Source organism: Azospirillum terrae (genome assembly GCF_053470425.1).
In genome coordinates, this window is record NZ_JBPXMR010000001.1 from 674434 (window position 1) to 696369 (window position 21936).

The 21936-nt window shown below is 68.1% G+C and carries 19 protein-coding genes and 1 pseudogene; 9 read left to right on the forward strand and 11 right to left on the reverse strand.

Going from position 1 to position 21936, the window contains the following annotated elements; translation table 11 throughout:
• Positions 1 to 53 precede the first annotated feature (53 nt).
• Positions 54 to 2309, reverse strand: coding sequence for an SDR family oxidoreductase (locus ACSVDD_RS03150; RefSeq protein WP_448187832.1), 2256 nt, complete (start codon positions 2307 to 2309; stop codon positions 54 to 56).
• Positions 2310 to 2402: 93 nt separating this feature from the next.
• Positions 2403 to 4214, reverse strand: coding sequence for an ABC transporter ATP-binding protein (locus tag ACSVDD_RS03155; protein ID WP_448187833.1), 1812 nt, complete (start codon positions 4212 to 4214; stop codon positions 2403 to 2405).
• A 153-nt stretch (positions 4215 to 4367) separates the two neighbouring features.
• On the opposite strand from ACSVDD_RS03155, the gene ACSVDD_RS03160 reads away from it, so the two are divergent.
• Entirely contained in the window at positions 4368 to 5234 is an 867-nt protein-coding gene (locus ACSVDD_RS03160; RefSeq protein WP_448187834.1) for a DUF3750 domain-containing protein, read from the forward strand.
• Here the strand turns inward: ACSVDD_RS03160 and ACSVDD_RS03165 are convergent.
• Positions 5202 to 5288 (reverse strand): annotated as a pseudogene (locus tag ACSVDD_RS03165) (YqaE/Pmp3 family membrane protein); the annotation flags it as partial. The gene ACSVDD_RS03160 and the pseudogene ACSVDD_RS03165 sit on opposite strands and share 33 nt — an antisense overlap.
• A gap of 36 nt (positions 5289 to 5324) precedes the next feature.
• Complete coding sequence (locus ACSVDD_RS03170; protein WP_448187835.1) at positions 5325 to 6116, reverse strand: DeoR/GlpR family DNA-binding transcription regulator; 792 nt, start codon at positions 6114 to 6116, stop codon at positions 5325 to 5327.
• A 127-nt stretch (positions 6117 to 6243) separates the two neighbouring features.
• Between ACSVDD_RS03170 and ACSVDD_RS03175 the strand changes: the two genes are divergently transcribed.
• Complete coding sequence (locus ACSVDD_RS03175) at positions 6244 to 7041, forward strand: inositol monophosphatase family protein (RefSeq protein ID WP_448187836.1); 798 nt, start codon at positions 6244 to 6246, stop codon at positions 7039 to 7041.
• A 121-nt stretch (positions 7042 to 7162) separates the two neighbouring features.
• Here the strand turns inward: ACSVDD_RS03175 and ACSVDD_RS03180 are convergent, their stop codons facing one another.
• Positions 7163 to 7741 carry a cold-shock protein gene (locus tag ACSVDD_RS03180; RefSeq protein ID WP_448187837.1) on the reverse strand — a complete coding sequence of 193 codons (579 nt, stop codon included), beginning with the start codon at positions 7739 to 7741 and terminating at the stop codon, positions 7163 to 7165.
• Between the two features lie 428 nt (positions 7742 to 8169).
• Between ACSVDD_RS03180 and ACSVDD_RS03185 the strand changes: the two genes are divergently transcribed.
• The gene (locus ACSVDD_RS03185; RefSeq protein WP_448187838.1) at positions 8170 to 9693 is read left to right on the forward strand and encodes a DEAD/DEAH box helicase; all 1524 of its coding nucleotides are present in this window, start codon (positions 8170 to 8172) and stop codon (positions 9691 to 9693) included.
• A gap of 4 nt (positions 9694 to 9697) precedes the next feature.
• On the forward strand, positions 9698 to 10006 hold the full coding sequence (locus ACSVDD_RS03190) for a YkgJ family cysteine cluster protein (RefSeq protein ID WP_448187839.1): 309 nt from the start codon (positions 9698 to 9700) through the stop codon (positions 10004 to 10006).
• Positions 10007 to 10044: 38 nt separating this feature from the next.
• Here ACSVDD_RS03190 and ACSVDD_RS03195 read toward each other — a convergent pair whose 3' ends face one another.
• From ACSVDD_RS03195 to ACSVDD_RS03205, 3 genes are all read right to left on the reverse strand, one after another.
• Positions 10045 to 10701, reverse strand: a complete 657-nt coding sequence (locus ACSVDD_RS03195) for a LuxR C-terminal-related transcriptional regulator (RefSeq protein ID WP_448187840.1) — start codon at positions 10699 to 10701, stop codon at positions 10045 to 10047.
• A 267-nt stretch (positions 10702 to 10968) separates the two neighbouring features.
• Positions 10969 to 11484, reverse strand: coding sequence for a response regulator (locus ACSVDD_RS03200; RefSeq protein ID WP_448187841.1), 516 nt, complete (start codon positions 11482 to 11484; stop codon positions 10969 to 10971).
• A 276-nt stretch (positions 11485 to 11760) separates the two neighbouring features.
• Positions 11761 to 12321 (reverse strand): sugar transferase, encoded by a 561-nt coding sequence (locus tag ACSVDD_RS03205; protein WP_448187842.1) that lies wholly within the window; start codon positions 12319 to 12321, stop codon positions 11761 to 11763.
• A gap of 581 nt (positions 12322 to 12902) precedes the next feature.
• Here ACSVDD_RS03205 and ACSVDD_RS03210 point away from each other — a divergent pair.
• The 4 genes from ACSVDD_RS03210 to ACSVDD_RS03225 all read left to right on the forward strand — a co-directional run bounded on the left by ACSVDD_RS03210 (position 12903) and on the right by ACSVDD_RS03225 (position 17826).
• A complete protein-coding gene (locus tag ACSVDD_RS03210; RefSeq protein WP_448187843.1) occupies positions 12903 to 14030 on the forward strand; it encodes a helix-turn-helix transcriptional regulator in 1128 nt (375 codons plus the stop codon).
• 331 nt (positions 14031 to 14361) lie between these two features.
• Complete coding sequence (locus ACSVDD_RS03215; protein ID WP_448187844.1) at positions 14362 to 15300, forward strand: response regulator transcription factor; 939 nt, start codon at positions 14362 to 14364, stop codon at positions 15298 to 15300.
• A gap of 30 nt (positions 15301 to 15330) precedes the next feature.
• Positions 15331 to 16938, forward strand: a complete 1608-nt coding sequence (locus ACSVDD_RS03220) for an amino acid adenylation domain-containing protein (RefSeq protein WP_448187845.1) — start codon at positions 15331 to 15333, stop codon at positions 16936 to 16938.
• Positions 16939 to 16944: 6 nt separating this feature from the next.
• Complete coding sequence (locus ACSVDD_RS03225; protein ID WP_448187846.1) at positions 16945 to 17826, forward strand: GNAT family N-acetyltransferase; 882 nt, start codon at positions 16945 to 16947, stop codon at positions 17824 to 17826.
• On the opposite strand, the gene ACSVDD_RS03230 is transcribed toward ACSVDD_RS03225, so the two are convergent.
• Entirely contained in the window at positions 17796 to 18968 is a 1173-nt protein-coding gene (locus ACSVDD_RS03230) for a carboxylate--amine ligase (RefSeq protein ID WP_448187847.1), read from the reverse strand. The genes ACSVDD_RS03225 and ACSVDD_RS03230 overlap by 31 nt on opposite strands.
• A 216-nt stretch (positions 18969 to 19184) precedes the next feature.
• Between ACSVDD_RS03230 and ACSVDD_RS03235 the strand changes: the two genes are divergently transcribed.
• Positions 19185 to 19451, forward strand: a complete 267-nt coding sequence (locus tag ACSVDD_RS03235; protein WP_448187848.1) for an acyl carrier protein — start codon at positions 19185 to 19187, stop codon at positions 19449 to 19451.
• 7 nt (positions 19452 to 19458) lie between these two features.
• Here the strand turns inward: ACSVDD_RS03235 and ACSVDD_RS03240 are convergent, their stop codons facing one another.
• Positions 19459 to 20544, reverse strand: a complete 1086-nt coding sequence (locus ACSVDD_RS03240; RefSeq protein ID WP_448187849.1) for a polysaccharide deacetylase family protein — start codon at positions 20542 to 20544, stop codon at positions 19459 to 19461.
• A 240-nt stretch (positions 20545 to 20784) separates the two neighbouring features.
• Positions 20785 to 21921 (reverse strand): glycosyltransferase family 4 protein, encoded by a 1137-nt coding sequence (locus tag ACSVDD_RS03245; protein ID WP_448187850.1) that lies wholly within the window; start codon positions 21919 to 21921, stop codon positions 20785 to 20787.
• Positions 21922 to 21936: the final 15 nt, after the last annotated feature.

The following is a 21936-nucleotide window of genomic DNA, read 5'->3' on the forward strand; positions in this document are numbered from 1 at the left end:
ACGAACGGAACACCCCCTGCACACTGTTCCATAGTGTTCCATTCTGTTCCACTTCACCGCGTCTGATGGGCGCGGAAGTACTCCGCCAGCCCCTCCGCCGGACCGAGCCGCGTCGTCGCCATGGACGACACCGCCTCGACATAGCGCGCCAGCGCGTCGTCCAGGGGCGGCATGATGGCGCCGCGCTCGGACCCGAGCACACTGTACGCCGGCCGCGGCGCCGTCCATCCCAACTCCGCCGCCGGCACCGGGTCGATCAGGTCGGCGTTCACGCCGCAACGCTCCGCCGCCAGCCGCGCCAGTTCCGCCCAACTCACCGCGCCGCCCGAGGCGAGGTGCCAGATCCCCCGCTCGCCATCGATCAGCAGATCAAGCGCGGCGTCGGCCAGATCGGGCACGTAGGTCGGCGACACCAGCGCGTCGGCCGCCGCGGCGAAGCGCTGCCCGGCGCGCAGCCGCAACAGCGCGTGGGCCAGAAAATTGTGCTGGTCCCACGGCCCGAAGAAGGCGCTGGTGCGCACCACCAGGGCACAGGGCAGTGTCTCCAGCACCGCCGCCTCGGCCGCCGCCTTGGCAGCGCCATAGACGCTCAGTGGTCCCGGCGCGTCGCTCTCCACATAGGGCGCCCGCTTGGCCCCGTCGAACACCAGATCGGACGAGAAGGTCACCAGCCCGACGCCGCGCGCCGCGCACGCCGCGGCCAGCACCGCCGGCCCCTGCGTGTTCTCGCGCCGGCAGCCCCGCGGGTCCGCCTCGGCCTCGTCCACACGAACCCAGCCGGCGGCGTTGATCACCGCCCAGGGACGGTGCCTGTCGAGCGCCGCGCCCACCGAGGCGGGGTCGGCGATGTCCATCTCCTGCCGGGTCAGCACCCGGAAGGGCAAGCCGCGCAACGCACAGTGCCGGGCGAACGCCCGGCCGAGCGTGCCCGTGGCCCCGGCGATCAGCAGCGTCCGCGGCTCGCCGCGCCGCTCCGACAGCGTCCAGGCCGAGTACGGCAGCGTGAACGGCCGGCAGCGCACCGGCGGCCAGAAAAAGCGGTCCGGCCGGTGCCACCACCCCGGCGTGTCGAGCACGGGGTGGTCGGCTTCCCCGCCACGGGCCAGCGATTCCACCAAGCCGGCCAGCGCGGTCGGCCGCGGTGCCGGCGCACGCAGGTCGAAGACGCCGCTCTCGTAGACGCCGTCCCGCCGCGTCAGCAGGCTGTACCAGTCGAAGCTGCCGAGCAGCGACCACGCGGTGACTGCGCGAACATCCACGCCGCGCGCCCTCAGCCGCACGGCGCCGTCCCAGACCTCCTTCAGCCAGCGCAGTTGCTCCTCGCGGGTCGAGCCGTTGTGCGCCTCGGTGACCGCCAGCGGCAGGCCGTAGCGTTCCCATGCCTCCAGCAGCAGCGTCTCGAAGCCGATGGCACCTTCGGCGACGACGCGGACCGCCTCCACGTCGGCGTAGCGGTCGATGCCGTTGCCGCCGTGCGCCTCGGGTGGATAGCGCTCCAGCCGCTCGTCGAGGAAGCGCTCGCTGGTCAGGTAATGGTTGCCGCCGATGATGTCCGGCGGGCACGGCTCGTCGCGCAGCGAGGCGAGCAGGGCGGTGTGTTGCCGGTCGAGCCCCGCCATCTCGAAATAGGCCCACAGCGGATGGTCGGGACCGACACGGCCGGTCAGCAGGTCGAAGCCCAGCCAGCGCCGCTCGTTCTCGTAGGTGGCCTGATAGGCCAAGCGCGGCGTGCTGAACACCCGGCACAGATCCTCGGTCTGCACCAGCCTCGCCCAAGGGTTGACCGCGCGTATCGCCCGCATGGCGCGCCGGATGCCGTCCACTTGGTTGAGCAGCATGACCAGGAACGCCCGGTGGTCACGGGCGTGCGGGTACCACAAGCCGTAGAGCCCGCTGAAGCGCGCGGTGGTCAGCGGCTCGTTGATCGGCGTCCAGTCCTCGACCCACGGATAGCGTTCTGCCACCTGCGCGGCGAAGTCCTCGAACTTTCCTGGAAAGTCCGGGTCGGCGAGACTGGTGTCGGGCGGCCCGCTGCCGTGATGGAGCAAGCCGACGATGGGCTTGACGCCGAGGTCGCGCAGCCGGTTCAGCCGTTCGTCGCTCCACGTCCAGTCGGCGCGCTCCAGTCCATCGGCGGCCACGCGCTCCCACAGCACCGGGTAGCGGAGCCGCGCGATGCCCAGCCGCGCGAAGGCGTCGAGGTCGCCGGGGCGGTCGTGGTGCCCGCTCAGCCGCGTCTGGTCGGAATAGGTGTCGCCGACGCGCGCGACCGAGCATTCGACCCCGGCCCAAACCTCGATCTCCGGCATGCGGCTCGTCCTCCAGTCCCGTCACGGCGCGGCCGGTTCAACCACGACGGGGCGGCGAAAGCCCAAGGTCCGGAAGAAATACCTCGCAGGAGCCTACACCATGTCCATCGCCTCGCTGGGCAGGAAGCCGCCGACCTGCCGGCGCCAAAGGTCGGCATACCGGCCGTTGCGGGCCAGCAGGTCGGCATGGCTGCCGGTTTCCAGGATGCAGCCATGCTCCATGTAGAGGATACGGTCCATGCCGGTGACGGTGGACAGTCGGTGCGCAATGGCGATGACCGTGCGGCCCTTGAACAGCTCCCACAGCGCGTCCTGGATCAAGTGTTCGGTCTCGGAATCCAAGGCCGAGGTCGCCTCGTCGAGCACCAGGATCGGTGCATCCTTCAGGAAGGCGCGGGCGATGGCGACGCGCTGGCGCTCGCCGCCGGACAGGCGGATGCCCTGCTCGCCCACCACCGCGTCATAGCCCTGCGGCCGCCGCACAACGAAGTCGTGGCAGTGCGCCTTGCGCGCCGCTTCGAGCACGGCGTGCTCCTCGGCGTCCGGGCGGGCATAGGCGATGTTCTCGCGGATGGTGCGATGGAACAGCGCCGGTGACTGCGGGACCTCGGCGACGGCGTGGTTGAGGCTGTCCAGCGTCACCGCGGCGATGTCCTGCCCGTCGATGCGGATGCCGCCGGCCTGCGGCTCGTACTGGCGGCGCAGCAGCTTGACCAGCGTGCTCTTGCCGGCCCCCGATGGCCCGACCAGCGCCACCTTCTCGCCGGGAGCGATGGACAGGTTCAGGTCCTCGAACACGCCCGTGCCGTCGCCGTGCGCGAAGCGCACGCCGCGCACCTCCACGGCGCCAACGGCGACCTCCAGCGGCTTGGCGCCGGGGCGGTCCACCACCTCGTGCGGGCGAACGATGAGGCCGAGTGCGCCCGACAGAGTGCCGAGATGCTCGAAGAAGCCCAGCATGCGGTGCGACAGGTTCCACACGTTGAGGCCGACGACACTGGCCAGCGAGAACACCATGGCAAAGTCGCCGACCGTCATGCGGCCGGCCACGGCCTCCGACACGGCGATGCCGATCAGCGCGATCTGGAACAGCAGCAGCGCGTTGAACAGGATCAGCCACATCTTGACCAGATACCAGCGCAGATCATGCGAGCGCGCGGCTTCGGCCCCCAACGCCTTGGAAAGCAGCGTGAACTCGTGCGCGCGGCCGACAAAGGCGCGCACCAGTTCGATGTTGGCGGCGACGTCCACCATGTGCCCCGTGGAGGCTGAGTACGCCTCGGACAGCCCGCGCGACAGCGCGTAGCAGCGCCGCGCCATCAGCGCTGAAATGGCGAGTTGCACCGCCGTCCAGCCGACCAGCAGCACTGCGAAGAAGGTGTGCGCGGCGTAGAGCAGATACAGGCTGACCGACAGCACGATGACGATGCGGATGATGTCGTTGGTCAGGATGTCGAGCAGATCGATGGCGCTCTGTGCCGCCTGCTTGACCTTCTGGCCGAGGTTGCCGGCGAAGTTCTCCTGGAAATAGCGCGGCGCATGCTCGATCAGATAGGAGAACAGGGTGAACTGGATCTCGTAGCGCATCACGGGTGCGGTGTAGATCCCGGCGATCTCCCGAGCGCGGTTGAACAGCGCCGAGCCGATCCACAGCCCGCCTAGCGCCAGGAACCAGAACAGCACGCCTCCGCCCCAGCCCTGCCCGGCCGCCAGCCCGTCCACCAGCTTCTTCAGCGCCACCGGCTCCAGCGTCATCAAGCCGATCCCACCGGCCGCCAGGAGGTTGAGCAGCACCGTGCGGCCGAGGAAGCGACGGCGCACGAAGGTCCAGAGAAGCCGCCACGGCGAGGTGGGCACGCCTTCCGGCATGAGGTCGGCGTGGCGGATCGATTCGGGGGCGAACACGCGGCGGGGACTCCGGTCGGGGATAGGCCTGGGGTGGGAAACCACGGCGCGCCGGGAAGATCGCGCCGCGCACAGCATTGTCATCGCGCCGGGGCCTGCAAGGAAGCCCTCTGACGCCTACATACATCGGCTCATGCCTGCTTCGGAGGGTTGATGACGGCGGTCTTGGTGTGCTTGGCGGTCCTGGCGCTGTTCCTGGGCGGACCGGGCTTCGTGCTCGCCACCGGCGCGGTGCCGATGGGTGGCAGTTGGGCGACGGCGGACCGCAGCCCGGCCGGTCTCGCCCCCGACCCCGCCGGCACGCCTGAGGCGGTGGTGCAGGTGTACGCGGCACGCGCCTTCTCCTGGCGCGGCGCCTTCGGCGTGCACCCGTGGTTCGCGGTGAAGCCGGCGGGCGCAGCGCGCTACACAGTCTACGAGGTGATCGGCTGGCGGGTCTACAGCGGCATGTCGGCGGTGTCGGTCGGCAACCGGCCGCCGGACGGGCGCTGGTTCGGCTCCGAGCCGGAGATCCTGGCAGAGTTGCGCGGCCCGACCGCCGAGGCGGCCATCCCGAAGATCGACGCGGCGGCGCGCAGCTATCCCCACGCCGGCGAGTACCGCCTGTGGCCCGGCCCCAACAGCAACACCTTCGCCGCCTGGGTGGGCCGAGCGGTGCCGGAACTGCGGCTCGACCTGCCGGCGACGGCGCTGGGCAAGGATTATCTGGGCGGCGGTCTGGTGGCGCGGGCGCCGAGCGGCACGGGTTGGCAGATCAACCTCTTCGGGGTGGCCGGCGTCCTGCTGGCGGTCGAGGAAGGGCTGGAGGTGAACCTGCTCGGGCTCACCGTCGGCATCGACCCGAAGGCTCCGGCGCTCAAGCTGCCGGGTCTGGGGCGGCTGGGGCTGTGGGGAGCGGCGTCAACCCGCCCGCGACTTGTACTTCACGATGACGTGCAGCGCGTGGATGATGCCGGGGATGTAGCCGAGCAGCGTCAGAACCACGTTGATCCAGAACTGCAAGCCCAGGCCAACCTGTAGAAAGACGCCCAAAGGCGGCAGCAGCAGCGCAAAGATGATGCGTATCAGGTCCATGCGCTGACAACGCCCGCCGCCCCGCGTCGGTTCCCCCTACGCCTCCGGCTCATCGGGGGCGCCGGGCAGCACCTCCTCGACCCGCACGCCGGCCTCGCGGCAGACGCGGGCAAGCCGCTCGGAGGGCAGCGCGTCGGTGACGAAGGTGTGGATCTGCGCGATGTGGCCGATGCGCACCGGCGCCGTGCGCTCCAGCTTCGTGCGATCGGCGACCAGGATCACGTGCCGGGCGTTGGCGATGATCGCCTGCGACACCCGCACCTCGCGGTAGTCGTAGTCGAGCAGCGCGCCGTCCTCGTCGATGGCCGAGGTGCCGACGATGGCGTAGTCCACCTTGAACTGGTTGAAGAAATCCGTCGTCGCCTCGCCGACGATGCCGCCGTCGGCGCGCCGGACCACACCGCCGGCAACGATAACCTCGATGCGAGGTTCGGGGCGCAAGAGGTTGGCAACGTTGATGTTGTTGGTGATGACCACGAGGTCGGAGCGGCCTTGAAGGGCGCGCGCCACCTCTTCCGTCGTGGTGCCGATGTTGATGAAAAGCGACGAGCCGTCGGCCACCAGCGCCGCCGCGCGCTCGCCGATGCGTTGCTTCTCCTCGCGCGCGATCATCCGGCGCGCTTCGTAGCCGAGGTTCTCGACCCCCGAGCCGGCGATGGCGCCGCCGTGCACCCGTTGCAGCAGCCGGCGCTCGCACAGGCCGTTGAGATCCTTGCGGATGGTCTGCGGCGTGACCGCGAAGCGCAGCGCCAGATCGTCCACCAGCACCCGGCCGGACGTGCGCGCCAACGCCAGGATCTCGGTTTGCCGGGGCGTCATCGGGTCCATTAGGGGTCCTGTGGTGCGCGCGGACCCTATTGAAGCAGCGCCGCAGCTTCGCCCGCAAGGCCCATCCTGGCGTTGGAGGCAGTGTTCGTGACACAAGAGCGCACATGGCTGCCTTGGGAACAGACCGATGACCGTTGAAGCTGAACGCGAGTTCGACCGCCGCCTTGCCGCCGGTGCCGCGGTGGCCCGCGAGGCGGGTTGGCTGGCACGCCGCTATTTCGAACGCCGCGCCGAGCTGACCGTTGAGATCAAAGGGCCGCAGGACCTTGTCAGCGTCGCCGACCGCGCCGTGGAAGAACTGATCCGCACCCGACTCGCCGCCCTGTTCCCGGAAGACGCCGTGGTCGGCGAAGAGGCCGGCGGGCCGGCGGCATCGCGCGTGTGGGTGGTGGACCCCATCGACGGCACGCAGAACTTCCTGCGCGGCCTGCCGTGGTTCGGCATCGTGCTGGCGCTGATGGTGGATGGCCGCACCGAGTTGGGAATCATCTACGATCCCAACACCGATGAGTTGTACACCGCGCGGCGTGGTGGCGGTGCCCTCCTGAACGGCGAGCCGATCCGGGTGTCGGATTGCACGGAACTGGGCAAGGCGGTGATCGGCGTCGGTCATTCACCGCGCCACGCGTCGCACCTGTTCCTGGAGCCGTTCACCCACGTGCTGGAGGCAGGAGCACAGACGCGCAACCTGCTGACAGCGGCGCTGCAACTGGCCCACGTCGCCTGCGGCCGGCTGGATGCCACGTGGGATCCGTACCTGCTGCCGTGGGACGTGCTGGCGGGGATATTGCTGGTGGAAGAGGCCGGCGGTGCAGCCGCGCCTTACCGGCTACGCCCGGACTTTTCCGGAGGCGCACCGTTGCTCGCCGGAACGGCGGCACTGGTCGACGCGCTGCGCCCGTTGATCACGGATCGCACCGAGTAACCTTAGAGCCCTCACCGCACGGCTGAGCCATTCAGGCCCGGCGCCCGCAGTCTGAGGGTAAAGAAAAAGACGAAGCGGAACCGGGTCCGCAGAGCGGACCCGGCACACTCGAGACCGCCGATCAGGCGAGTTCGATACGCTCGGCCTCGGGACCCTTCTGGCCCTGACGCACGGTGATGCGCACGCGCTCACCATCCGACAGACCGTTCAGGCCGGAGCGCTCGACTGCCTTGACGTGGACGAACACGTCCTTGCCGCCGTTGTCCGGGGCAATGAAGCCGAAGCCCTTGGTGACGTTGAACCACTTCACCGTGCCGTCAACGGTCTCACCGCTGCTGGCGCCGCCGCCGTAGTTGTCGTAACCGCCGCCGTAGCCACCGCGAGCCGGACGGTCGTAGCCGCCACGAGCCGGACGGTCGTTCGACGCCGTCGACTTATCGACGGAGTGGAGCGCCGCCACCTGCGGACCCTTCGGGCCGCGCGACAGGTCGCACACGACAGTGGTGCCTTCCGGCAGCGTGTCGTGACCGGCGAACTGCACGGCCGAAGCGTGCAGGAACGCGTCGGGCGAGCCGTCCTCGGGGGTGACGAAGCCGAAACCCTTTTCGGGGTTGTACCACTTCACCGTCGCCGTGATGTTGCGCTGGGTGATTTCAGGAGTAGAAGCGCGGAAACCACCGCGCTGGGGACGATCGTACATCGGGGTCTCGTAAAACGTAAAAGATGCCGCATCCTCTATGGAGGGCTTGAGCAACAATGCCTGTCCACAGCAGCCGATGCAATCGTAATTGCGCGCCGCAGATGAAGAACATTCGAGGGTATGCCGGTGCGCCGCCCACTCATCAGGCCGATGTTCCTTGACCCGCGCGCCGTTCGGCGTCATACGGTAAGCCAAGACGGACGCCCGCCGACCCGCGGGCCGCTCCATTGCGTATCGTGATCGCGCGGAACCGCAGCCCGGATTTATCCCGGCGCCGGTGCATTTCGAGACGTACCTCCTCATACGGCCCTACCGGCGCGCGCGCGGTTCCGGGGCTTACGAGCGCAATCCGCTTTGCAGCTTCGCCATTGGACAGGACGCCCTTCAGGGCTGTCCGCTTCCCCGCCGTCGGCGCGGGAAGACCGGCGGTGCGCGCGACCAAGGACACCATGACCTCCTTCTCCGAACTTTCGCTCCGCCCCGAGATCCAGGCCGCCCTGGCCACCCAGGGCTATGTGACTCCGACGCCCATTCAGGCGCAGGCCATCCCGCACCTGCTGCTCGGCCGCGACCTGTTGGGCATCGCCCAGACCGGCACCGGCAAAACCGCGGCGTTCACGCTGCCGATGCTGCAGCGACTGTCGGCCAACATCGGCGCCCCCCGCCCGAACGGCGTGCGCTCGCTGATTTTGACGCCGACTCGGGAGCTTGCCATCCAGATCGGCGAGAGCATCGCCAATTACGGAGTGGGTCTGGGCCTGCGCCACGCGGTGATCTTCGGCGGCGTCGGTCAGTCGCCGCAGGTGGACGCGCTGCGCCGCGGCCTCGACATCCTGGTGGCAACTCCCGGCCGTCTGCTCGACCTGATGAACCAGGGGCACGTGCGACTCGACCGGTTGGAGGTCTTCGTCCTCGACGAAGCCGACCGCATGCTCGATATGGGCTTCATCCACGATGTCCGTAAGGTCATCGCCAAGCTGCCCAAGGAGCGCCAGACGCTGTTCTTCTCGGCCACCATGCCGAAGGAGATCACCGACCTCGCGGCGCGCTTGCTGAAGGACCCCGTGCGCGTCGAGGTCGCCCCGGTGGCCACCACCGCTGAGCGCGTCGACCAGCACGTCATCTTCGTGCCGGCCGGCGACAAGCGCCATCTGCTGCTCGACATGCTCGGCAAGGACGCCGGCATGGACCGGGTGATGGTCTTCACCCGCACCAAGCACGGCGCCAACAAGGTGACCGAGCATCTTGCCAAGGGTGGCGTCTCGGCCGCGGCAATCCACGGCAACAAGTCGCAGAGTGCGCGTCAGGCCGCACTGGAGGGCTTCCGGTCCGGCACCGTACGGGTGCTGGTCGCCACCGACATCGCCGCCCGCGGCATCGATGTGGACGCCGTGTCGCACGTGGTGAACTTCGAGTTGCCCAACATCCCGGAGAGCTACGTGCACCGCATCGGCCGCACGGCGCGCGCCGGCAACTCGGGCATCGCCATCGCGTTCTGCGATGACGGCGAGGAGCGCATCTACCTGCGCGACATCGAGAAGCTGACCCGCAAGCCGCTGACCGTCCTCGGCCTGCCGGCCTTCCACCGCCCGGCCGCAGCGGAATCGGCGCATGGCGCTTCGCGGCACAACCCGCCGCCCCGCCGCGACGACCAGCGCCGCCCGCGCGGCGAGCAGCCGCGGCAGCCCCGCGGCGAGCAGCAGGCGCGTCCGGCCCGCCACGCCGAGCAGCCCCGGCCGGCTCGCAACGCCGAGCAACCGCGTCAGCAGCGGAATGACCAGCAGCCGCGTCAGCAGCGTAATGAGCAGGCCCGCCCGCAGCGCAACGACCAGCAGCGGCAGGACCGTCCCCAGCAGAACCGCGGGGCGGCTCCGTCGCGCGGCCGGTCCGGGGCGGGATTCGGCGATCTGGTGTCGGCCATCAACGGCCCGCGCAAGAACGACGCGCGCTAGCCGGATGCCGTCGGGAACCGTGCCCGATTGTGAGAGCTGCGGGGCCTGCTGCGCCTTTTCGTGGACGTGGCCGACGTTCGTCGGCATCCACGACGGCGACGGCATCCCGCGGCACCTCACGGAGAACGGCCGGATGCGCTGTGACGGCGACCGCTGCATGGCGCTGAAGGGCACCATCGGCGACGAGGTCACCTGCATCGTCTACGAGGACCGCCCCCTGGTGTGCATGGAGTTCGCTGCCGGGAGCGACGCATGCCACGCCGTCCGCGTCAAATTCGGGCTGGAGGGCAACGTGGCGGAGGCGTCCGGCTGACCGGACGCCCTCCCACCCAACCCATGGCCCGCTTCGTCTCAGCCGGTGGCGGCCACGCGGCTGCCGCTGCTGCCGGCCATGCCGTTGTTCATCGCCCAGATCGCCGCCTGCGTGCGGTTGACCGCGCCGATCTTGCGCAGCAGGCTCTTGAGATGGACTTTCACCGTCGCCTCGGTGATGCCCAGCTCGTTGGCGATCTGCTTGTTGCCGTGGCCGGTGGTCAGGCGGGTGAGGATTTCCATCTCACGGTTGGACAGCGTCCGCCCGCCCACGCTGGTCGAGCCCGGCGACGCCGGGGTCTGCGCCAGGATCTGAGCCATGTCGCGCGGATACACCTTGCCGCCGGCCAGCGCGTAGCGGACCCATTGCGCCAGCGCGCTGCTGGAGGTGTCGGCGGTCAAACAGCCATCGGCACCCGCCGCCAGCGCCTCGCGCAGGACCGCGCCACTGATGGTGGTGGCGAGCAGAAGGATGCGGGAGTCGGGAAAAGCCCCATGCAGCGTGGCGATGTCCTCGCCGATGGCTTGACAGCCGGTGGCGTCGAACAGCACGGCGTCGGCCGCGGGGGTGGCGCCCTGAACGGCTTGGCGGGCGTTCGCCGCTTCGGCGATCACGTCGAACCCCTCTTCGCCCAGAAGGTGACGCAGGCCGCCCCGCTGGAGCCCGTTGGCCCCGATGATCATGACCGTTGGCACTTCGCTTCCTCCCATCAGCATCGCTGTATGAGGGCAGACTATCCGTTCTTGCGACCGAGGCAACGGGCCGGACGGCGAACCGCCGCACGCAGCCGCGATGCCCTGTTCGGGGGACCCGGTCTCGAATGCTCATCCTAAAGTAGGGTTGCGTTTCCGCTGCAATGCAGCATCATAGTGGAGTTCGCCCTTCTTGGGCGTTTCCTCCCTAGACTTCGGGCCGCCGCGCATGCGCAGCGGCCCTTTTTTCGTCCGTTTGCTCAGAGCCGGTTACATCGGGTCCGGGATGAAGGTGCCGCCACTTTGGATCAGGCGGATGGCATCGATGGCGACGCTCAGCGGGGCGGAGGTCGGCAGAAAGCCCTTCAGGCCGAGGCCGAGCGCACGGCGCACCACCGGCCGCTGCGCCTTCTGTACGACGACGGCGATGGGCGGATGCCCGTCCAGCGCCAGCAGGGAGAGCAGTGCCTTGCCGGCCACCCCATCGGTCAGGCCGGAGCGCCCGAGATTCACCAGCACGACCCCGGCGTCCTGCGCGACTCCCGGCACGTCGGCCAGGGCGTCGAGGCTGGTCAAATGTTCGACCACGATGTCGGGGGCGGTGGCGTGAACGGCGGCGGCCAGGCTCTCAGCGAACAGGAAGCGATCGTCGATCAGCCGCACCAGAATGCGGCTGCGTTCGCGCCGGAACGGGATGTCGCGCCCGACCGCTCCCCCCGACCGTTCGCCGGAAGCAACGTAGTACGTCGCGACGCAATTCTCGGCGATCACGCCGAAGCGAACCATCACGTTCTCCACCGGGTCCATACGCCTTCGGTGCGGCCGCGCGTGTTGATGTCGCGTTGGCCCCTGCCTAGAATTCCGCATTATCTACGGAAGGGATTACCCATCCAGACCGTAATAAGGCGTAGCACCAGCCGCCGCAGCCACTCGCCACACCTGTTACGCAAAGGTTACGGAAAGACATCAGCCTTTCCACTTTCTTCGATATACGGCGCTGTATCACACAGTCGATCCACTTATAAGGGATTTTCTCCGGCCCAGCGCTACAGCCGTGCGCGCTCAGTACGCCCGCCGGTCGGTCCATATCACCGCCAGCGTCCGCAGCAAAATCTTGACGTCGAGCGACAGCGAGCAGCGGTCCACGTATCGCGCGTCCCATTCAACCCGGCGCGCCATGGTCGCCACATCCGGAGTCTCACCCCGGCAGCCGTTGATCTGGGCCAGCCCGGTTATACCCGGCGGTACCGCGAAACGGCGCGCGTAGTTGGGAACCTCCGGGCCGAACCGCTCATCGAGCCACAGCGGGTGCGGGCGCGGTCCGACCAGCGACATCTCGCCGCGCAGCACGTTGAGAAGCTGCGGCAGTTCGTCAAGGCTGGTCCGGCGCAGGATACGGCCGACCCGCGTCACGCGGTCGTCGCCACGCTGCGCCTGCCGGCAGACTTCCGTATCGGCCCGCATGGTGCGGAACTTGAAAATGGTGAAGACCCGCATGTCCTTGCCGTTGCGGGGCTGTCGGTACAGCACGGATCCGGGCGATTCCAGGCGGATCAGCATCGCGATCAGCAGCAGGACCGGCAGGATGGCCAGCAGGATCACCGACGCGAGGAGGAAGTCCAAAACGCGCTTCGCACGCAACGGCCGCCCTTGCCCGCGGGATTTCCGAAGGGGCCTCGCGATGGTCCGAATGACCCCTGGGATGGTCGTTTGCGTCATGGAAAGCGGCCTCCATTTGCTGCGCCGTCATGACAAAGACGGTAGCGAGACAAACCCAAGGCGTCAGTCCCCATTTGAGTATCGAGTGCAGCGGCCTGAATTCGCAAAAAGTTCCTTCCGCCGCCCACAATCGGGAGGTTTCATCCTTTTCCACTTTCTTGTACCCGGCACCCTGCCCCGCCGGCTTATACGGAACACCGCCAAGCACCACAGGATTTCACGAACCGAATACTTATCGGCGTAGGGAAGGGCCAACCCCTAAGCCATTGGAGGGAGTGTTCCTTCTCCCAAGTGCGTAAGCCCTGCCGACTGGCCATGGCGGCCCCCGGACTGTGCCGCGACGCTTCCCCCTTTTTGAGAAATTGACCGGATCGGCCGGCGAGCCTCCACTCACGAACCGGAAGGAAACCGTGGGGTAGCGGCAATTTTTCAGGCGCGATCAACGCACGGCACACACCATTCCTTTGCCTGCGCAGGAGCATCGCATGCAGCACAATGACAGCCGCACCGCCGGCCGCACCTCCACGCTCCCGCGCCGTCTCGCCACCGCCAAGCGGAGCTTCTGCCACCATGTCCGGTCGGTGTTGCAGGCCCAGGCCTGCGTCATCCTGTTCACCGGCGAGGCGGCCGGCGGCCGGGATGAGGGCCGGGCCGTCCTCTGCCGCGACGGGATCCCGGCGACCGAGGCGAGACGCCTGGGCATGGCGCCGGATGACCGGACCATCGGCCGCCTCGGCTTTGCACAAGGGCTGAGCGGCACATTTCCTGTCGCCGGCGGCATCCTGCGCATCGTGGCGCTGCGTGGAGGCGGTGAACCGGCGTTCACCGAGGCGGACGCCCGAGCGCTCGACAGCATGGGTGGACTGGCCGGGTCGATCCTCGACCTCGCCGGCACCGCGACCGAGTTGTCGGCGCTGTGGAAGGGTTCCATGCAGGTGCTGGACCGGCTGACGGTCGGTGTCGTGATGATCGGCGCCGGGGGCGAAGTGCTGGCGAGCAACCGCACAGCCCGCGACATGGCACTCACCCACAGCGAGGCCGCGCACCACGACGCAGAGGGCGCCCCCGGCCGGCCAGCGCAGCATCACTTGCTCCAGACACTGTCGCAATCCGTCCGGCGCTCCAACGGCCACACCGCCGATGCTGCGGCGGCCTTTGCGCGGCTGGAGGGCGGGCAAGACAGCCGCATATCGGTGCTCGCCACACCGCTGGCGCGGCCGAACGGCGACGTCCAGCACCCACAGCCCAGCACCGCGCTGTTCCTGTCGGACACCGGCCGCCTGTTCGCGCCGTACCAGGATTGGCTGTGCCGCCTCTACGGCCTGACGCGCCTGGAGGCGCAGTTGGTGACTCAAATCGTCGAGGGGCGCAGCCTGGGCGATATCGCGGCGACCCTGCGCGTCAGCATCCACACTGTGCGCAGCTACCTGAAGCAGATCTTCGGGAAGACCGGCGTGCACCGGCAGGCGGGGCTGGTGAAGCTCGTCGTCGGGGGCATCGGCCAAGTGAGAGCAGACCACGACGCGGCTCGCCCCGCGCAATTCCGCCACAACACGCACCATCGGGCCGATGCAGCACAGTGCCCCCGCGAACATCGGCCGTTATTGCCCTAACCACCCAGAAGTGGCGCCATTCTGAGACAGAAACTATTCCGCACATATATCAATTTTCCAGCATTACACCTGCCAGAGATTTTCCATGTTAAGGCCAGCCACCAACGAACAAGGGCCCCATCGGATTTGATATAGCATTTTAACTGCACATCATGCGAACCTGTACCTAAGGCTCACCTCTCAATTATGTGGTAATTCCAGATTCCAGATTGACTCGCAGAAGGGCGTGCGATGTCATAAGCGCGGCCCGCCGGAGACGATGATCTCCGCAGTGATGACTAACCAAAAACGATAGACGACCGAAAAAAACTAGAGAACTCGCACCGCTCTGGTGGAGGAAGCATGGCTTTCTTCGAACCGCCGCGGTGAGAGGCCTTGCAAGGACGGCGTCGACGTCACGCACAAGGTTCGGGCCCGGGAAGAAATGCTGCATTCTTTGGGCGCGAACAGCGAGCGGTTGGCGCTGAACGAGGAGAGCATGCATTTGGACAACAATACCGTACGGTTGCACAAGGCGTACCCTGAGACGCCCGCAAAACCGTCGATCGACGATCAGGCGAACGACGGTTTCCGGAGACAGCCGGGCCACCGGATCACGGCGCTGCTGCTGGACGGAACCCCATTGACGCGCGAATGCCTGACCATGAGCCTCAACAGTTGCGACCGCGGCCTGCACGTAGTGCCGGTGCCGTCCGCCGAGGAGGCCGAGGCCATGCTGCGCGGTCCGGCAGCGCCCCAGGTTGTCCTGTACAACATCACTGGAATGACGCCCGGCGATCCGCAAGCGCTGGCGCTCATCAGGGAGTTGATGGCCATGCTGGACGGCGTGCCGCTGATCGTCCTCACCGACCATGAGGACATCAACGCCATCCTGGAGGCCTTCCGGCTCGGCGTGCGCGGCTACATCGCGACCACTCTCGGCCTGTCGGTGGCGCTGGAGGCCATCCGGCTGGTGGCGGCCGGCGGCACCTTCGTCCCGGCCACGTCGCTGGACGCGCTGATGCAGGGCAAGCCGCAGCCTTCCAGACCGTCGCCCGCCCCCGGCGGCGATGGCGACGACGAGGCGGGCGAGGGCCCCAGCGAGCTGACGCCGCGTCAGGTCGCGGTGCTCAACTGCCTGCGCGAGGGGAAAGCCAACAAGATCATCGCACACGAACTCGGGATGTGTGAGAGCACCGTCAAGGTGCATGTGCGGAACATCCTGAAGAAGCTCGGCGCGACGAACCGCACGCAGGCCGTCTACCTCACCCACCACAGGCATTCCACCTGACCGGCACGACCCGCAGGAGGCCATCCGCCGATGACCGTGTTTCTGCATGAACGCGTCGCGCAGACCGCGCGCCGCCATCCCCACAGGACTGCCATCGCGTCGCCCGGCCATCGCCTCACCTACGGCGAGATGCAGGCCGCGGCCAACCGCCTCGCCCGCGCACTGCGCGAGGCGGGGTGCCGGGATGGCGACCGCGTCGCCATCCTGCTTCCCAAATCGGCGGACGCCATCGTCGCCATGCTCGGCTGCCTGGGCGCCCGCTGCCTGTATGTGCCGGTGGACGTGCAAAACCCCGCAGCGCGGGCGGCGCGCATCGTCGATGCCTGCCGCCCGCGCGTCATCCTGACCTCCGCTACCGCCGCGCCGAAGCTGACCGAGATCGTTGCCGCCAGCCCGGCGGCGCAGGCGGCGACGCTCGGCTGGCTGGGCGCCAACCCGCCGAATGCAGAGGGGCTGTCCTTCGCCTTTGGATCGGAAGACGTCGCGGCGCAGCCGGACTCACCGCCGCCCCTCATCGGCGCCCCGGAACCTCGCGCCCACATCCTGTTCACCTCCGGCTCGACCGGGCAGCCGAAGGGCGTGGTGATCCGCCACGCCAGCGTCGCCGCCTTCGTCGACTGGGCAGTGGACCATTTCGGGATGGCAGCCGAGGACCGCGTGTCCGGCCACGCGCCCCTGCACTTCGACCTGTCCACCTTCGACATCTACGGCGCCTTCACAGTGGGAGCGGAACTGCACCCGGTGCCGGCGGAACTGGTCGTCATGCCTCTGAAGCTGGCGTCGTTCATCCGCGACCGCGCGCTCACCCAATGGTTCTCGGTGCCGTCGGTGCTGAACTACATGGCCCGGCTGGACGCCGTACAGCCGGGCGATTTCCCGGACCTCAAGCGCGTTCTGTGGTGCGGCGAGGTGCTGCCGACCCCGGCGCTGATCCATTGGATGAGACGCCTGCCGCACGTCCGCTTCACCAACCTCTATGGCCCGACCGAGGCGACCATCGCCTCGTCCTACCACACCGTTACCGCCTGCCCCGAGGACCCGGCAGCGCCGATCCCCATCGGCGTGCCATGCGCGGGCGAGCGGCTGTATGTGCTGGACGATGTTGGTGCCCTCGCACCGCGTGGCGAGATCGGCCATCTGTACATCGCCGGGGCCGGACTCGCCGAAGGGTACTGGGAAGACCCGGAGAAGACCGCGGCGGCCTTCGTACCGGAATTCGGGCGCGCCGACGGCAGCCTGATGTACCGCACCGGCGATCTGGCGCGCCTGGGCGACGGCGGGTTGGTGCATTTCGTCGGGCGCACCGACACGCAGGTCAAGAGCCGCGGCTACCGCATCGAACTGGGCGAAATAGAAGCCGCCCTCGGCACCATCGAGGAATTGAAGGAGCACGCTGTCGTGGCGGTGGACCAGGGCGGGTTCGAGGGGGCGACGATCTGCTGCGCTTACGCCCCCAAGGACGGCGCAGAGCTGCCACCGCTGGAGCTGCGCGCCCGTCTGGCGGGCCGCTTGCCCGCCTACATGCTGCCCACGCGCTGGGCGGTGCTCGATCCGCTGCCGAAGAACGCCAACGGCAAGATCGACCGACGCCATCTGTGCGACATGGTGTTCGCCGCTGCCGCCAAGGCGGGGGACTGAGGCGCCATGCGCGACGATTCCACCCCCCGGCGCCCGATGCCCGCACGCGTCCGGCCAGCCGGGCCGGAGGACGCCGAGGCGATCCTCCCGCTCATCGAGCGGCACTTCGGCACCGGGATCAACCGCGATCTGTGGCGGCGCCTGTTCGAGTGTTCGTGGAGCGGCGGCACGCAGGAGTGCGGCTGGGTGCTGGACCAGGGCGGGCGCATCGTCGGCTTCCTGGGCGCGGTCTATGCGGAGCGCGACATCGACGGACGGCCCCAGCGCTTCTGCAATCTCACCAGTATGTGCGTGGACGTCGAGCACCGGGGCATGGCGCCGTTCCTGATCATGGCCGCGGCCCGGCGCACGGACTGCACGGTGACCGACCTGTCGCCGCGACCGTCGGTGCTGCGGCTACTGGAGAAGGCGGGCTTCACCCTGCTCGACCCCGGCAAGCTGATCATCCCTCCCCTGCTCAACGCGGGGACGCTGGCCCATGGCCGGCCGGCGATCACCTGCGACCCCGACCGCATCCGCCTCGAACTGGATCAGCCGATGCGCCGGATTCTTGACGACCATGTTCCTTACGGCTGCCTCGCCCTGCTGGCGCAGCGGGACGGCGGGCGCTGCCTGTTGGTGGTGAAGCGGCGCACGGTGCGCCGCGTGCCGCTGTCGGAGATCCTGTTCGCCAGCGCCCCGGACTTCCTGGCCCGCCATATCGACGCCATCGCCTGGACGCTGACCGTCCGCCAGCGCACGCTGGCCGTGTCGGGCGACCGCCGGCTGTTCGGCGATGCCCCACCGCGGTCCTTCTTCCTCAAGAGCATCAGCATGGTGCGCTCCACCCGGCTGACGCGTGAGCAGATTGACAACCTCTACACGGAACTGGTGCTCTTGCCGATATAGCGCCATGGCATCAGCTTGCGCCACGCGGCGTGCACCAGCGGCATCGGGTCGTCCCAGGCGATGGCCTGCTTCGCCTCGCAACGCAACGTCCACAGCAGCCATGACCCCAGCGGCACGCCGCCGGCCCGAGCGGCGGACAGGTCGCCGGCCGGGCGGCACCAGTTTGCCCCGGCGCGGGCGGGCCCGGTCGCTGGTCGGGGGCGCCCGGTCATGTCGGCGTAGACCAGCGCCGGCAGGTTGACCCCGGCGATTGCGCCCAGATGGTGCCAGAGGTTGAAGCGCGGGTTGACCTCCAGCAGGTACAGCGCCCCATCCGGCGCCCGTTTGAAATCGAACTTGGCGACACCGCGCAAGTCCAGCCGCCGCACCAGATCGCGGCCCAGCGCCGCCACGTCGGGGGCGTTGGTGATGGTCAGCGCCGTGCTGTGCCCGAACGCCTGCGGGTAGGTGCGGATCTTGCGCCCCGTGAACTCTCCGGCGATGGCGCCGGTGGCATCGACATAAACGTGGTAGCTTTCGATGCGGGTCTCCGGGCCGGGGATCAGCTCTTGCGCCAGCAGTTCGATCCCGGCCGCGACGAGGCGTGGCCACAGTGCCCGCAGATCCTCCGAAGCATCGACCTGAACGGCCTTGCCGGCCGGCTCAATCCGGAACCAGGTTTCACCCCGGGTCAATGGTTTGACGATCAGCGGGAAGCGCAGGTCGAGGTCCGGCGGCGCTGAGCCCGGCGTCGGGTACAGCCGCCGCGTCCTGGGCACCGGCAGCCCGAGGCGGTCGGCAAGCGCCTGGAAGCGGGCCTTGTCCACCAGGGTCTCGACCAACTCGGGTTCGGCGATCACGAAGCGGAACGCTGGGGCGAGCTGGTCGCGGTGGCGGGAGATGAGCAGGAGCTGGTCGTCCTCTTCGTAGTAGAGGACGGGTGGCGCCGGCTGCGCGGCGGCGAAGCGGAGCAGCGCGTCCACCAGCGCCTCATCGCCTTGCGCCACCTCCGGCCCGTCAATGGCGGCGCAGGTGAAGCGAGAGTGCAGAGTCGGGCTGCCCGGCGGGGCCACCACGGCGCAACGCACGCCGGCCAGCCCCAACGACCGCACCAGATTCATACCGCCCATGACGCACGCCAGCGCTTCGTCTCCGACAGACATGCACACACCCCTTCCGAGAGAGGGCGCCATTACGCCCCAGCGATGCAACAGCCACGCTGGCAAAGATGACCCACCGCACCAGCAAGATGACTTAGCAGACGGCGGTGGAATCCGCCGAATTGGGGAGGCTTGGCGGTGGGGCATCGCCGTAAGTGCGGGTGGACGGCATCCCGCGCGCTGCTACCATTCCCGTGCGATATCAAGGGAGTGGCCGCCGTGCAGTCTCAGCTGTCGTCGAACGGTACCGTGGCGCAGGACATCAAGCGCTACCTTGCCGAAGAACTGCTGCTCGGGCCGTCCATCGGCACGTCGCAGCCGCTGTTCGAGTCCGGGCTGATCGACTCCACCGGCTTCGTGATGATCGTCTCTTACATGGAAACGCACTTCGGTATCGTCATCGATGGCGACGATCTGGTTCCCGAGAACTTCGACACCATCGACCGCATGGCCCAACTGATCGAGAGCAAGCGGGCGGCGGGCTGACCCCATCTCAAACGGTCTGTTGCCGTTTCTTCGACGGGCTCGATTTGGCGACGTTCTGCGAGAACCACAGCATGGCGGACTCGATAGGGCCGAGAACGCCGCTCATGTACACCTTGGCATAGCGCCTTTTCTGAAAGTGACCGTTGAGGACGAGCCGCGGCAACGCGTGTAGCCGCTCAGCGTCGGCCGGCACCAGCACGCGCTTGCGCGTCGTCACGGCTGTGGCGTAGCCGACCGCCTTCGCCATACCAAAGTCCCGCGGGCCGCACGCCGGAGCGTGGCCGTAGGGGAACGCGAAATGCCGGACCGGGCAGCCGAGCCGCTCCTCGATGATCCGGCGCGAGTGCACCATCTCGCGCTCCGCCTCGTCGGCGGGGAGGTCGGCCATGCAGGGATGGTTCATCGTGTGCGCGCCAATCTCCACCAGCCCGCTGACGCTCATCGCCTTCAGGTCTTCCCAGGTGATGCCGATGTCGTCGGCCAGTTCCGCCGCCGTCAGGTCGTTCAGCCGGCACAGGTCGGCGAACGCTGCCGTCGGAGAGCTGCACTGCCGCATGATGCCGACGAGGTCGTCGAAAGCCTCCTGCTTGGCCTCGGGCGTCGTCAGGTCCAGGCAGCGTGCCCCCTGGGCACCGGGAACCAACAACGCCTCGCGCACGCGCAGGATCTGCTCCAGGCTGAACCACCAGATCGGGAACGAGCGATCGGGAATGCCGGTGGTGACGAACGCGGTGAACGGCGCGTCGTAGCGTTGGAACAGCGGCAACGCCAAGTGCCGGGTGTCCTGGTAGACATCATCAATGGTGAAGCAGACGAACTTGCGGTCGAAGCGGTGCTCCACCAGCCGGCGGCGCACCTCGTCCAGGGTGACGATGTCCCAGCGCTCGGCGCGGGCCATCTTCAGCAGCTCTTCCAGAAAGCCGGTCCGCAACTCCAACTCGGCGTTCGGCGCGAAGCCCGAGCGATGGCCCTGCTCGGTCACGCGGTGGAAGCAGAAGATTGCCCCGACGCCGGAGATCATCCGGTCGGCCAGCCGGTACAGCTGGGAGTAATATAGGGCGTCGAGGCCGCGCAAGACGATGATTGGAGACACAATGGCTCCCCCCTGGCACAGCACGCTGAAATGGTCGTTCCATCCTGTTTTCAAGCGGGCCGGGAGTGTTTGCGCCCCCTTGGAATCCCGCTATCTCCGAGAGATATTCCCCAAAGCGCCGCAGCCGTAAATTCGCAATAGGGCGGACCGATCAGAGACGAAATCATCGAAAGATCCGGCATCATCTCATCCTCTCGACGGAGGGGTACACCGGCGCTACACCTTTGTGTCTAGCCGGCTTCAGAGCCAATGCTGCGGCGGCGCCCGGCGAGCGGTTCGGTAGCTGGCCACCGAGGGAACCGCGCGCAACGACGCCTCGATGGCGTTTCTGATGTGGCCGACCCAATGGGCCAGCGTGGCGTTCTCCTCCACCCAGCGCCGGGCATTCTCCCCCATCCGGGCGCGCAGCTCGGCATCGTCGGCGAGGCGGCGGATAGCCTTGGTCATCGCCTCCACGTCGTGCAGCGGGACGAGCAGACCGTTCTCACCGTCCCGGATGATGTCCGGGTGGCATCCGCGGGTCGCGGTGGTGACCACCGCCTTGCCCATCGCCATGGCCTCGATGATCGCCGTGATGCCCGCTGCGAAGTCGGCGTCCTGCACCGGCACCACCGAGAACATGGAGGTCTCGTACAGCGCCCGCAGTTCGAGGTAGGTGTAGCGCTGCGCCTGAACGTTCTCCGGCAGCGTGTCGGGATTGATGGCGCGGGCGTCCTTCGTCCAGGGTGAGAAGGCGGTCAGCTTCAAGGTCAGGTCGGGCAGCGCCTTCATGGCCTGGATCAGCGTGTCCTGATCCCGCCACTCCGACCCTATGGAGCAGATCTGCCCGTCCCGCACCTCGGCGTCCGGATTCGGCCGGAAGAAGTCCGCGTCCACGCAATAGGGGATCATGCGGACCTTCTCTTCGGTGGCCCCCCATTCCCGCCGGGCATAGTCGCGCTGGAAGGCCGAGTAGACGAGGACGCGGTCCATGGCGCCGTGCACCCGCAGCACCTTGTAGAAGAAGTCCTTCTTCGGCGCCGTCATCCGATGGCCAAGCGTCACGTGGCGCGGCCGGCGGCCCGTGGCCTTCAGCAGCAGCGCCAGGGGAATGCCGACGCTCTCGCCGATGGTGAAGATGGCGTCGTAACGGTCCCGGCGCAGGAAACCCAGACACGCGGTCGCCGCATCGGGACCGGCCGCAGCGCGCGCGAGCTGCACGCGCGGATCACGCGATTCCAGGGCGGCCCTATGGTCCAGCAGGTCTACATCGGCCCCCAGCCCCCGCATCAATCCACGAGCCAGCGCGTGATAGTCCAGCGTCGGACGCTCCGGGTTCTCCGGAGGCCGTTCGGGAAGCGGCGCCGCCACGCCGTTGATGAGAAGAAGTACCCTCATGCTCGCCTCCCGTTC

Bases quoted from the DNA above. Each gene is read 5' to 3' on its own strand.
- ACSVDD_RS03245 (WP_448187850.1), bottom strand. From the start codon at position 21,921: ATGAGGGTACTTCTTCTCATCAACGGCGTGGCGGCGCCGCTTCCCGAA.
- ACSVDD_RS03230 (WP_448187847.1), bottom strand. From the start codon at position 18,968: ATGTCTGTCGGAGACGAAGCGCTGGCGTGCGTCATGGGCGGTATGAAT.
- ACSVDD_RS03190 (WP_448187839.1), top strand. From the start codon at position 9,698: ATGCCGTCGGGAACCGTGCCCGATTGTGAGAGCTGCGGGGCCTGCTGC.
- ACSVDD_RS03160 (WP_448187834.1), top strand. From the start codon at position 4,368: ATGACGGCGGTCTTGGTGTGCTTGGCGGTCCTGGCGCTGTTCCTGGGC.
- ACSVDD_RS03225 (WP_448187846.1), top strand. From the start codon at position 16,945: ATGCGCGACGATTCCACCCCCCGGCGCCCGATGCCCGCACGCGTCCGG.
- ACSVDD_RS03220 (WP_448187845.1), top strand. From the start codon at position 15,331: ATGACCGTGTTTCTGCATGAACGCGTCGCGCAGACCGCGCGCCGCCAT.
- ACSVDD_RS03180 (WP_448187837.1), bottom strand. From the start codon at position 7,741: ATGTACGATCGTCCCCAGCGCGGTGGTTTCCGCGCTTCTACTCCTGAA.
- ACSVDD_RS03210 (WP_448187843.1), top strand. From the start codon at position 12,903: ATGCAGCACAATGACAGCCGCACCGCCGGCCGCACCTCCACGCTCCCG.
- ACSVDD_RS03200 (WP_448187841.1), bottom strand. From the start codon at position 11,484: ATGGTTCGCTTCGGCGTGATCGCCGAGAATTGCGTCGCGACGTACTAC.
- ACSVDD_RS03175 (WP_448187836.1), top strand. From the start codon at position 6,244: ATGACCGTTGAAGCTGAACGCGAGTTCGACCGCCGCCTTGCCGCCGGT.
- ACSVDD_RS03170 (WP_448187835.1), bottom strand. From the start codon at position 6,116: ATGGACCCGATGACGCCCCGGCAAACCGAGATCCTGGCGTTGGCGCGC.
- ACSVDD_RS03150 (WP_448187832.1), bottom strand. From the start codon at position 2,309: ATGCCGGAGATCGAGGTTTGGGCCGGGGTCGAATGCTCGGTCGCGCGC.